8 protein-coding genes are annotated in these 12,174 nt (G+C 42.0%); 7 read left to right on the top strand and 1 reads right to left on the bottom strand.

Translation table 11 applies throughout. The features are described 5' to 3' along the window. Nucleotides 1-11 precede the first annotated feature (11 nt). The 7 genes from E2P86_RS02655 to E2P86_RS02625 all read left to right on the top strand — a co-directional run bounded on the left by E2P86_RS02655 (nt 12) and on the right by E2P86_RS02625 (nt 11,092). On the top strand, nt 12-689 hold the full coding sequence (locus E2P86_RS02655) for an ABC transporter ATP-binding protein (RefSeq protein ID WP_085472260.1): 678 nt from the start codon (nt 12-14) through the stop codon (nt 687-689). A 26-nt stretch (nt 690-715) separates the two neighbouring features. Next, nucleotides 716-3,139 carry an ABC transporter permease gene (locus tag E2P86_RS02650; RefSeq protein WP_134430547.1) on the top strand — a complete coding sequence of 808 codons (2,424 nt, stop codon included), beginning with the start codon at nt 716-718 and terminating at the stop codon, nt 3,137-3,139. 171 nt (nt 3,140-3,310) lie between these two features. Next, a complete protein-coding gene (locus E2P86_RS02645) occupies nt 3,311-5,716 on the top strand; it encodes an ABC transporter permease (RefSeq protein WP_134430544.1) in 2,406 nt (801 codons plus the stop codon). Between the two features lie 179 nt (nt 5,717-5,895). Beyond that, nucleotides 5,896-8,295 (top strand): ABC transporter permease, encoded by a 2,400-nt coding sequence (locus E2P86_RS02640; protein ID WP_134430541.1) that lies wholly within the window; start codon nt 5,896-5,898, stop codon nt 8,293-8,295. Between the two features lie 41 nt (nt 8,296-8,336). Further along, the gene (locus E2P86_RS02635) at nt 8,337-9,449 is read left to right on the top strand and encodes a hypothetical protein (RefSeq protein ID WP_134430538.1); all 1,113 of its coding nucleotides are present in this window, start codon (nt 8,337-8,339) and stop codon (nt 9,447-9,449) included. Nucleotides 9,450-9,464: 15 nt separating this feature from the next. Continuing rightward, complete coding sequence (locus tag E2P86_RS02630) at nt 9,465-10,124, top strand: ABC transporter ATP-binding protein (RefSeq protein ID WP_085472265.1); 660 nt, start codon at nt 9,465-9,467, stop codon at nt 10,122-10,124. A 119-nt stretch (nt 10,125-10,243) separates the two neighbouring features. After that, nucleotides 10,244-11,092, top strand: a complete 849-nt coding sequence (locus E2P86_RS02625) for a transglutaminase-like domain-containing protein (RefSeq protein ID WP_134430535.1) — start codon at nt 10,244-10,246, stop codon at nt 11,090-11,092. Here E2P86_RS02625 and E2P86_RS02620 read toward each other — a convergent pair. After that, the gene (locus E2P86_RS02620; protein ID WP_134430532.1) at nt 11,076-12,167 is read right to left on the bottom strand and encodes a hypothetical protein; all 1,092 of its coding nucleotides are present in this window, start codon (nt 12,165-12,167) and stop codon (nt 11,076-11,078) included. The two genes, E2P86_RS02625 and E2P86_RS02620, sit on opposite strands and share 17 nt — an antisense overlap. Nucleotides 12,168-12,174: the final 7 nt, after the last annotated feature.

Below are 12,174 nucleotides of genomic sequence, written 5' to 3'. Positions count from 1 at the left end.
ATAAAAAGAACATGATAAAAATAACGAACCTCCAAAAATATTACCGCACCGAAGAGGTGGAAACCATCGCACTTGATAATGTCAATATCCATGTAAAACCAGGCGAGTTCGTAGCCGTAATGGGGCCTTCAGGATGTGGAAAATCTACCTTATTAAATATTGTAGGCTTACTCGACGATCTTGATGAGGGCAGCTACCTATTCAATGATATAGAAGTGGCAAAGTACAAGGAAGGTAAACGGTCCGATCTACGTAAACATAATATTGGTTTCGTGTTCCAAAGCTTCAACCTCATTGATGAGCTGACCGTCTTCGAAAATGTCGAACTCCCCTTGGTGTACACCAATGTTCCCGCTGCTGAACGCAAGCGACGTGTAGAAGAAGTATTAGAAAAAGTGCAGATCATGCACCGTCGCAATCACTTCCCGCAGCAATTATCCGGAGGACAACAGCAGCGGGTAGCCGTAGCACGAGCAGTAGTTAATAATCCAAAATTAATCCTTGCCGATGAACCTACAGGAAACCTCGACTCCAGCAATGGTAACGAAGTCATGCAACTACTCAGCGAGCTTAACGAAGGTGGAACCACCATTGTCATGGTAACCCACAGCGAGCACGACGCAAAATTTGCGGACCGCGTAATTCGTATGCTGGATGGTCAAGTTATTATGAAAAGCGAAAGTTTGTAGATAAACAGTCTTAAACCTACTAACCGATGATAAATAAGTATAAACTCACATTTCGTTATCTCTGGCGCAATAAACTGTTCACTTTCCTGAACATCCTGGGTCTATCGATCGGAATCAGCGCATGCTGGATGATCTTCCGTATTGTCCACTATGAGTTTAGTTTTGAGAAAGCAATACCTGATGTTGAAGATATACACCAAATTGTATCCCTGGATGATATTGAGAAACTAAATGAAGGTTTTGCAGGTATCCCTTTGGGCTTACCTCTTTTATTGACGGAACAGGCTTTACCAGATGTACTCCTTGTGCCTATTTACACGCAGTATTTCGAACGTATCTTGGTACCCCAAGGACAGAACGAGGAAAATTTAACATTCGAAGACCCCCAAAATATGGTGGGTACTCGAACTTCCTATTTTGATATGCTGCCGTACGAATGGTTGGAGGGAAATGCAAAGACCGCACTATCGGCACCGAATAATGTTATCCTGACGGAATCCCGAGCGAAGCAATACTTCCCAAAATTGAGTACGCAAGAGGTCATAGGTAAAACCTTCATGGGAGACACCACCCAATATGTTGTCTCAGGTATTGTTAAAGACCTATCTTTTCCAAGTAGTTTTCAGGGTCAGATTTTTTTCAGTATCCCAGAAAAAGAATGGACAGATCATAACTGGATGGGTATGAATTCTAACCATCTCTTTTTTGTAAAAACTAAAAACCCAAATGCACTAAAGCACCTACTCCAGGTAGCACAAAAAGAATATGATAGAATTGCGGCGCCGGAGCATGCGAAATTTGGACCCACAATTAAATTTGCGCCCTTCCCTCTACTAGATAAACACTTTCAACTTCAATACGATACCGAAGGGACATCTACGGAAAAGAAAGTTGTTTTTGGTCTGATAGCCATTGGCGCATTTCTGCTTACTCTCGCCTGTATCAATTATATCAATTTAAGTACAGCACAAGTTCCGCAACGAGCTAAAGAGATTGGTATTCGAAAAACGCTGGGCGCAAAACCCTCGTCCATTACCATGAGCTTCCTGGTAGAAACCTTCTGTATCACACTCCTTGCATTATTTCTATCGTGGCCCATCGTAACGATCTTTAAACATATATATCCCGAGTTTGTCTCCAGCAGCATAGATCAATACACCAATCCATGGTTACTCAGTTTGTTTCTCTTTGGACTTATTCTTTTTATAACATTGGTATCGGCCATATACCCTGCCTTTCTTATCAATAGAGTCCGCTCAATAGATACACTTAAAGGGAAGGTAGATCATAAAATCAAAGGTACACAGCTCAGCCTCCGCAAAGCTTTAATTGTTTTTCAGTTCATTATCGCCCAATTCTTTATCGTTTGTGCTTTAATCATGGGAAAACAACTAGACTTTACCGTACACACGGATTTAGGGTTCAGTCATTATGCCGTTGTAAATATTACGATGCCAACAAAATCATATCAGCATGGAGATGTAAATCCTTTTCTATACAAGCAAGCACTACAAAAACATCCCGAAATAGCAGGAGTAGCACTAGGACACGAACCTTTAAATAGCAGTTATTGGGGAAACGTTTACTATTTAAAAGTAGATACCGGCAGAGTACAGCTCAACACACCGCGTAAATATATAGACCAAGATTATATCGACCTGTATGAAATCGAACTCCTCGCTGGGAAAAATATTCAATTTAGTGACACCATGCGAGAAATCTTGATCAACGAATCAGCATTAAAAGCACTGGGGTTAAAGAACCCGAATGATGCAATAGGCCAACATTTGACCACCTTAGAAAATGTTTCGTTCCCCATAGTTGGGGTCTACAAAGATTTCAACCAACGTTCGTTACGCAGTAAAATGGGACCGTTGTTGCTAGGGTCATCCAACAAACGCAGTTTGTTGCAAATGTTCAATATAAAACTACCAGAAGATCGAAAAAAATGGTCTGGAGCGATTGCTATTATGGAGCAGGAATGGAAAAAAATATATCCTAATGCACCATTTGAATATAAGTTCAATGAAGAGCGTATTAAAAAGATATACGAAAATGATCTCCGCACAGCGAAGCTCATTGACTTAGCAACAATTGTGACGATACTGGTAAGCTGCCTTGGTTTATTTGGGCTATCCACCCTTACCGCTTTTCAGCGCACGAAAGAAATCGGTATACGTAAAGTGCTGGGCGCATCCGTTGGAAAGATTGTGGCCATGCTTTCCAAAGAGTTTGTCAAATTGGTATTTATTTCGATTCTGCTGGCCTCTCCCCTTGCGTGGTGGGTGATGCACAAATGGTTGGAAGATTTTGCGTATCGCATCGATATTCCCTGGTGGATATTTCTCGTTGCAGGATTATGTGCTACGGTAATCGCTTTATTTACCGTAAGCTACCAAGCAGTCAAAGCTGCTATCGTCAATCCGGTAGATAGCTTGAGGGATGAGTAGACATTAGATAGTAGTGAGTAGATGGTAGATAGTAGGAAGTAGATAGTAGGAAGTAGATGGTAGATGGTAGATAGTAGGAAGTAGATAGTAGGAATGTACTATGAACTACAAACTAAATACTATAAACTAAAAACTATGAACTAAATACTAAGTAATAAAATTAAAAAAACAATGATCAGTAACCACATAAAAATAGCCTGGCGTAATCTTAGAAAGGCTAAAGGACTAAACGCCATACATATCATTGGTATAGCCGTGGCTATTGCCGCGGCAACCTTGCTATATTTAACAGCGATGTTCGAGCTTTCTTTCGATACTTTTCACGAGAATCGGGACCGCATCGGCTTGGCTTACACCACAACGGAACCGGAATCGGGGTTGCGTCATAGTGCCACTATGCCCGCACCTTTTGCCCCGGCATTAAAAGCTGAATTTCCCGACGTAGAGTTAATAAGCCGCTTTGCAAACTCCAGCGTCATTTTACGCCATGGCGACAAGCAATTGGAATCAACCAACAAATATGTAGATGCCGACTTTCTTTCCATTTTTAGTTTCCCGATTCTGGAGGGGAATGCCAAAGCCTTGGAAAATTTAGACGGTATCGTACTAGATGATATCACCGCCAGGAATCTTTATGGATCCACAAATATTGTCGGGCAACAAGTAGAAATCTATCAGGACGGAAACTGGATGACGAAACAAGTTACAGCCGTAATTCAAGCTACGCCCCGAAACTCCAGCCTTTCATTCAGTAGTCTGATGCGTTTCGAACAGATGCCCAACTACTCCGTCAAAAAAGAAGATTGGAGCAATGAAAACCATTCGGTATTTGTAAAGCTGAAGAATAAAGTGGACGACACCAAATTCACCGTACAGGCCAAAGCCTTTATGGATCAATACTACAAAGAGAACAACGATATGCTCAAGCGCGATGGGGCCAAAGCAGACAAAAATGGAGCCTACATCTCGTTACATCTCCTGCCGTTCAGTGACTACCAACGTAATGATCTTGACTTGGGTAGAGGTGCCTCACCAATGTTTCCATGGATACTCCTCCTCATTGCCGCATTGATTCTCTTTATAGCCTGTTCCAATTTCATCAACCTCTCTCTAGCAAATGCAATAACGCGAAACAAAGAAATTGGCACCCGCAAAACACTAGGAGGCACCACCCGACAACTTATTGGACAACTCTGGGTTGAATCCCTTCTATTATGTCTTATTGGTTTAGTCATTGGATTAACACTCGCCTGGTTGATACTACCGGAGTACAATGCAGCGATGAACTACAAACTTCAGCTAAAGCAATTGTTCTTACCACTAAATCTCTTATACTTTAGTTTGGCTTTCGCTTTACTTACCTTGCTAGCTGGTGGATATCCCGCATGGCGCATTGCTAAAACCAATATCATACAGGTATTAAAAGGCACCGTCGCTATTAAAGGAAGCGCTTTACGAAACAGCCTTACTGTACTACAGTTTGCGATCGCCATCGTTTTGATTATATCGACAATCGTTATTAGCGCACAACTTCATTTTATCGCCGAACGCCCGTTAGGCTTCACGAAGACTGAGGTTATCAGCATCCCAATAGGGGAAGGAATAAATCCCCAAACAGCCTTGCAGCAAATGCGCGTAGAACTTGGTGCGCAACCATGGGTACGCCATGTCAGTGCTTCAGATATCAATATAGGCCGCGGGAATGACGGCAATATGTCAACCAGCCGCTTTGGTTTTGACTATGAAGGCAGACAAGTTTCAACCAACTTTATGCGCATAGAATACGACTACCTGCAAACCCTAGGTATAAAACTATTATCAGGTCGTGATTTCAACCGTTCTTTTTCTACCGACACAGCAGCCGTCCTCATCAACCAACAGATGGCCGCCCAGCTCGGTGGTGCAGAAAAGGTTGTTGGAAAGACCTTAGCGATGGATGGCAACCCACAGATTATAGGGGTAATTGACGATTTCAACTTTCAAAACCTGAGACGTACAGTAGAACCGCTGACGCTTTCCATCAATCCGAATATCTTTGAGATCGCTTATATTTTTGTTCGGGTTCAAACAGACAACCTTCAAGAAAGCCTAGAACAAGTAAATAGTATCTGGAAGAAAGTAAATCCAAAGGCGAATATTGCGCCTTCCTACCTGGATGAAAATACCCAGAAGATGTATAAAGACGAACAACGTTTTGCGCAGATCATTATTGGAGGTGCTATTGTCGCTATCGTTATTGCCTGTCTAGGTTTATTTGCATTGGCCTTGCTCACCATTAACCGCCGAATTAAAGAAATAGGTATTCGAAAAGTATTGGGATCATCTATCACTCAAATCGTAGTGTTACTATCCCGAGACTTTGTAAAGCTAATGGTTATTGCCTTTATTATAGCGAGCCCGATTGCATGGTGGATGATGAACAGCTGGCTACAAGGATTTGCCTACCGAATTAATATTTCCGTTTGGATGTTCGCCGCCGCAGGTCTTTTGATTCTCACCATCGCCTTAGCAACTATCACTTGGCAAACATTACGCGCAGCAACGGGAAACCCTGTCGATAGTTTAAGAGATGAGTAGAAAGTAGTTAGTAGGGAGTAGAAAGTAGTTAGTAGAGACACAAACCCCGAAGGGCTCAGCGTAGCTAAATCTTGTGTCTATTAGGAAGTAGGAAAGTACTACAAACTAAATACTATGAACTACGAACTACACTGCGTAGCTTAATCTTATGTCTAGTAGAAAGTACTAAACAAAAAAACATGATAAAGAACTATATAAAAATCGCCTGGCGCAGTATTGTAAAGAACCGCTTCTTTAGTTTACTGAATATATTTGGCTTAGCCATCAGTTTATCAGTTGCCATACTCTTGCTTACCTATGGTCGACAAGAACTGAGTTTTGATAAACACTTTTCAAAAGAGTCGAATATTTATCGGGTATACATGCAGACAACGCCGACCTATAACAATGAAAATTGGGTCCAGTTGCCAAATGCTGTTGCTCCAACAATGCTTGCCGAAGTTCCAGAAGTCAAATCGGCCGCACGCCTCGTAAAACTGGACTTTACTGGGACAGCTTCCATTAGAGTGAACGAGTCGAACTTCATGGAAAATAATATTTATCTGGCAGACTCGGCTCTATTTAACGTATTCGATTTCAAGTTTATTGAAGGGAACAGCAAAACTGTTTTTTCCAATCCAAAAAGTGTTGTCATCGCTCAGAGTAAAAAAGAACAGCTTTTCGGCAAACAAGAAGCGCTTAATAAAGAGATTGTTTTCAATCAGCGTGATACGATGATCGTGTCGGGTGTGTTCCAAGACCTACCGTTGAACAGCAGTATAGAAGGTGATATCTTTACTAATATTATGGACTCCTGGATGGGAAAAGATATATACTGGTCCAATGCCAGCTACGAAACCTATTGCTTACTATCTCCAACCGCAAATGCTGATCAAGTAGCACACCTGACGACAGCTTTGATTAACAAGCATGTGCCGGCAGATGAACAGTATTATACACAGTTTTTCCTACAGCCTCTTGCTAAAGTTCACCTCTATTCAGGCCACTTAAAGCATGACGCTTCTTCTCGGATAGGTAACATCAATACCGTAAAAACAATCTTCATTCTTGCTTCGCTCATTATCGCTATAGCCTGTATCAACTACATGAACCTGGCGACTGCCCGATCACAAAAAAATGCAAAAGAAGTTGGTGTCAGCAAAGTTTTGGGGGCAAAACCTTATGAGATTAAACTACGCTTTTACCTGGAAACAGCGATTGTGTCCCTTATATCCATTGTTATTGGACTACTCCTAGCCTGTGCCCTACTAACTACATTTAACAACATGATTGGGACGAGCATCAACATCGCGTCCTTGTTGAGCTTAGGCAACCTCGCCGTCCTGTTATGTGTTTGGTTAGCCGTTACCTTAATTGGAGGTAGCTATCCTGCTTTCTATATGGCAAGAATCCCAAGTTTATCGCTGATGAAAAAGTGGGATAATAAAAACGTTGCGTCCGAGCTTATTCGCAGGGGACTGGTTGTATTTCAATTCACCTGCTCGATTATCCTCATCATCGGTGTGCTTGTCATCTCATTACAGATGAAGCATGTTCAAGATAAAGATCTAGGCTACAAGCCAACACAGATATTGACTATTCCGATGCGAGCCATTACTAAAGTAGATAAATACGAAAGTATCAAACAATCACTGCTATCCATTAGTGGAACAGAAAGCATTTCAACATTGCAAACCTACCCTGGTTTTGGAGAGAGCGGTAAAACCATAAACGCAGCGGGGGCCATCACAGAAGGTCTTCCCGTACGTACGTGTAGCAGTCGTGGTGAAGTCGTACAAACAATGGGCTTAGATCTCTTGGCAGGATCCGATCTTCCGCAAAATATCTCGCCTAATGATACCGTTTGTTACACGTTAATAAATGAAGTCGTCGCAAGCTACCTCGGTTTTAGCAATCCGGCCGACGCCATTGGTCAACCACTAAAATCAGAAATGATGAAAAAGTCTGTCATCGTAGGCGTAGTTCGAAACTTCAATTTCAGTAATCTTAAAGATGCCATTGGCGGATATGTATACTACCGAATGAACAATCCGTCAGAAAGCTACCGATACTTTGTTCTACGCTATAACACAGCGAACACTTCGACTTATCTCGATCAGGTGCGTGCCGTGTTCACAAAAGAACAACCCGAAGTTGCTTTCGACTACCAATTCCTGGACGATTATATCCGGAAACAATATGAAGTAGAAAACCGGACGAATAAAGTTATAAGTGCCTTCTCTATCCTGACCATATTCGTCGCATCATTGGGACTATTTGGTCTAGCGGCTTTCACTGCAGAACAACGTAAGAAAGAAATTGGGGTCCGAAAAGTTCTAGGTGCAAGTACATACAAAATCGTCAAATTATTATCGAGTCATTTCGTCTTGTTGATACTCCTTTCTTTAGTCATTGCAAGTCCGCTGGCTTGGTGGTTATTCTCCAAATGGTTACAAGATTTCACCTTCCGGATACAGATTCCGTGGTGGGTATTCTTGGTTGCGGGGACGTTATCTCTTGCCATTGCTATGCTCACAATTGGCTATCAAGCGATGCGTGCAGCACGCGTAAACCCGGTAAACAGTTTACGGGATGAGTAACCTTAGCGCAACAACTTAATAATACCTTAAAAATTAAAACAATGAAAAAGCTAAACTTAGTTATAATCTTAAGCTGTGCTCTACTATCGTGTACCTATGCACAAGAAAAAAATATCGTTCAAAAAAACACGAAAGAACAGGCCAATGAAGATAAAAACTGGCAACTGATCAACAATAATAAAGAATGGAAATTACGTGTACGGGGCCAGGTACAACTCCGCTCAGATGACAAGGCTATCACCTCGCTATCTCGAGGTGGAGCGATTCATTTTAGCCAGCGGGGCGAGAAGCTTGAAGTCTCTGAAGATAAATCAGGCAACGTACTATATAAAATAAACGGACGAATCATTGATGAAAATAATACCACATATCAATCACTTATTTCCTCTTGTGTAAGCACCTTGATCAAAGGTGGTGTAGATGCTGAAAGACGGACCGCCCGTCTCTATACCGCAGGGGGAACCCAGGCCGTACTTCAAGAACTAGGTTCTTTACACAATGATTTCGCAAGAAGTCGTTATATCAATGCTTTGTTACTGTTACCGATCTCTTCATCCGAGTCGGTCACGCTAATAAAACAAGTACCTCAATTACTGGAAAGTGATTATTACCAATCCGAAATTTTCTCAGACCTATTAACAAAATCAGAGCAACAAGATTACCTCTACACGGCGATCTTGTCAGCCACGGAAGATATAAAATCGGACTACTATCGATACACGACAGTTAGTAAACTCCTTAATGTCCAATCCCTGAATCAGGAACAAAAAGCCGCTGTTCTCCACATAGTTCGTCATACCAGTTCAGACTATTATCAAGCAGAACTGTTCAAGCAGCTACTAAAAACACAAACAATTGAAAGCCCTGATTTCCAAGAGACCATGTCTTTGGTACAAAGCATGAAGAGCGACTATTATAAAACGGAAATTCTAAGTGGCTTAATGAAAAAAGCGGAGAAAGAATCGGACTGGAAATTACTCATCCCTCAAGTCAGTCATATTGCATCGGATTACTACCAAGCAGAATTGCTACAACAGATGACTAAACGGATTCCAGCATCCGAAACACTTAAGCAACAACTACAGGAAGCCGCAAAGAACATAAAATCTGACTTTTATTACGGTAAAATTACGCGTCAAATTAGCGCTATTTAGTTCAAAAAGTACGACATGATAAAACTGCAAAACATATTTAAATGGTACCATGTGGGCGGCACACGCAGCTATGTACTCAAGGATATAAACCTCGAAGTGGATCCAGGAGATTTTATTTCGATTATGGGTCCTTCGGGATCTGGCAAATCCACATTACTAAACCTACTCGGTATGCTCGATATGCCCGATGAAGGTAAATATTACTTCATGGAGGAAGACGTATTTGCTCTGAAAGCGAAGAGAAGAACTGCCCTCTTCCAATCACATATAGGCTATGTTTTTCAATCTTACCATCTTATTGATGACCTAACGGTTTATGAGAACATTGAAACACCCCTCCTGTATAAGGATCTTCCAGGGAAAGAACGAAAAGCTATTGTTGCAGATATGCTCGACCGTTTCGGAATCGTGGGTAAAAAAGACCTCTTTCCGTCGCAGCTTTCGGGAGGACAGCAACAGATTGTTGGTATTGCACGCGCGTTAGCAACATCTCCGACACTACTGTTGGCCGATGAGCCGACAGGGAACCTCAACTCGAAGCAAGGAGAAGAGATTATGCAGCTGTTCAAACAGCTCAACGAGGAGGGCGTAACAATTATCCAGGTAACACACTCTGAGAAGAACGCAGAGTACGGCAAACGGACAATACACATGTTGGATGGTCAGTTAAGGTAAAGCAGGTAGCCACGTCACCGTTAGAAGCGCTGCGACGTGGCAAATTACCGGCTACACCTGGACAGCTCTATTTCTAGCATCATTTTTGCATTCGTTTAAAAAGTCGTAATTTGGTACCGATGAATGAAAACGAACTAAAAGCGCTCATTTCATTGCTAGATGATCCTGATACGGAGATTTATCATGAATTAGCCGATAAGCTGATCTCATCTGGTCCAGAGGTTGTCCCGTTCTTGGAGCAACACTGGGAACAATCATTCGATGTGCTTTTACAAGGACGCGTGGAAGAAATTATCCATAAAATCCAATTCAACCAAGTCAAAAATGACCTCCAACTGTGGAAGATAAGTAACCAGGAAGATCTGCTGGAGGGACTACTGATTGTGAACCGCTATCAGTATGCAAACCTCCATGAAGATGAGGTCCGCAATCAGCTCGCCGAACTAAAGCGTAACGCTTGGTACCATCTGATGTACGAGATGACACCGGTTGAAAAAGTAAAACTGCTGAATAATATTCTTTTTCATGAATTTGGTCTTTCCGGAAATACGACCGATTACCACGCACCGCAGAATTCATTCCTAAATAAAGTACTGGAAACAAAAAAAGGGAATCCTATTTCACTGGCCTGTATCTACAGCCTGGTTGCCCAACGACTAGATATTCCAATCTATGGGATAAATCTCCCGAAACACTTTGTTTTAGCTTATATGGACGAAGATAACCCGGAAGAGGTCTTGTTCTATATCAATGTGTTTAACCGTGGACAGATCATGCGGGAAGAGGATATACGATCCTTTCTACAACAACTGAACCTTCCACCTAGCGATGAATACATGAAGCCATGTGACAACCTCGCTATTGTTCGGCGCGTACTACGCAACTTGGTTGCCTCGTACGAGCATGTAGATAATCTAGAGAAGAAAAAGGAAGTGCAAATCTTGCTGGATCTTACTGACCCAGCGTAGAGGCATCTCGCGTATCTAATGCTAACCCCACAGGTGTACCTTCATCACTAGTATCCAACTCCTTATCTGGAACAACATTACCATTATCTGAAATCTTAAAACGTAGGATCTTCTTAGATCGATCCGCTACATAGAGATATATACCATTAGATCTCGTATCTAATGCGACCTCCACCGGCTCCTTCAACAATGTTGCGGGACCTGTAATAATCCGCGTAGGCGTAATTGTAGTCTGTGAAGTCATTTCGGAAAACTTCTCAAAGATCAGTATTCGTCCAGTTCCCACAGCGCCACCTGTTACAAAATCTGCAACCGCCAATACATTCCTTGTTGTATCATAAGCCATTCCTCGAAGGTTATTAGCACCAGGAATGCTCAATGTTCTCAGTGGTTTTAGTTCTGCCGTAGAGTCCGCAGCACTAACACCCATTGTTATAATTTTATCGAATACATAAATACCACCGTTCTCTCCTCTTTTTGTCACAAAAAGTTGATTATCCTTATAAACAGCTCCCCACATAGGTAGTCCGGATGTTCTTAGTTTTTTTACAGGCTTAATATATCCATCCCGTCCAAGTGGACGATAAATATGATAAACCCCAGCAGTAGCCCCGGCACCATTTACCAACAATAAATGCTGTGATGCCGAATGATAAGCAATCCCTTTCACATAAGTAAACGCACGATTTCCCAACCGACCACGATTGGTCACCAAACCTGTTTTTTCACCAACTGTAAGAACGTACGCAGAGGTATCGATATAACCATCTTGGTTGGTGCTGGCATGAATTAAGGATTGTAAAAAAGGATTAAAATAGATTGGGCCGCCCCCCTTCACATTTGAAACATAGCTAAATGCATAATCAAATTCAGAGGAGTCTGCCGGAAAGATAACCCGTAGATTGGTATCAGTCTGGTTATCGCTTGAAGTACGATACTCCTCAAAGGAAACATACAACCTCGAGAATTTTTTGGTATCCAAATCCGGCTCTCCATCTTCCCGCTCACAGGCATACACACCAACCAACAAAGCAACAGCAATAAACGTTTTATATATATAGGAAATCTTTCTCATGACTATG

This window comes from Sphingobacterium psychroaquaticum, assembly GCF_004421025.1.
Classification (GTDB): Bacteria; Bacteroidota; Bacteroidia; order Sphingobacteriales; family Sphingobacteriaceae; genus Sphingobacterium; species Sphingobacterium psychroaquaticum.
This window is presented reverse-complemented; position numbering and strand designations above follow the sequence as displayed.

Coding starts and splice junctions, on each gene's coding strand:
- E2P86_RS02655 (WP_085472260.1), top strand. CDS start 12: ATGATAAAAATAACGAACCTCCAAAAATATTACCGCACCGAAGAGGTG.
- E2P86_RS02620 (WP_134430532.1), bottom strand. CDS start 12,167: ATGAGAAAGATTTCCTATATATATAAAACGTTTATTGCTGTTGCTTTG.
- E2P86_RS02650 (WP_134430547.1), top strand. CDS start 716: ATGATAAATAAGTATAAACTCACATTTCGTTATCTCTGGCGCAATAAA.
- E2P86_RS02640 (WP_134430541.1), top strand. CDS start 5,896: ATGATAAAGAACTATATAAAAATCGCCTGGCGCAGTATTGTAAAGAAC.
- E2P86_RS02635 (WP_134430538.1), top strand. CDS start 8,337: ATGAAAAAGCTAAACTTAGTTATAATCTTAAGCTGTGCTCTACTATCG.
- E2P86_RS02645 (WP_134430544.1), top strand. CDS start 3,311: ATGATCAGTAACCACATAAAAATAGCCTGGCGTAATCTTAGAAAGGCT.
- E2P86_RS02630 (WP_085472265.1), top strand. CDS start 9,465: ATGATAAAACTGCAAAACATATTTAAATGGTACCATGTGGGCGGCACA.
- E2P86_RS02625 (WP_134430535.1), top strand. CDS start 10,244: ATGAATGAAAACGAACTAAAAGCGCTCATTTCATTGCTAGATGATCCT.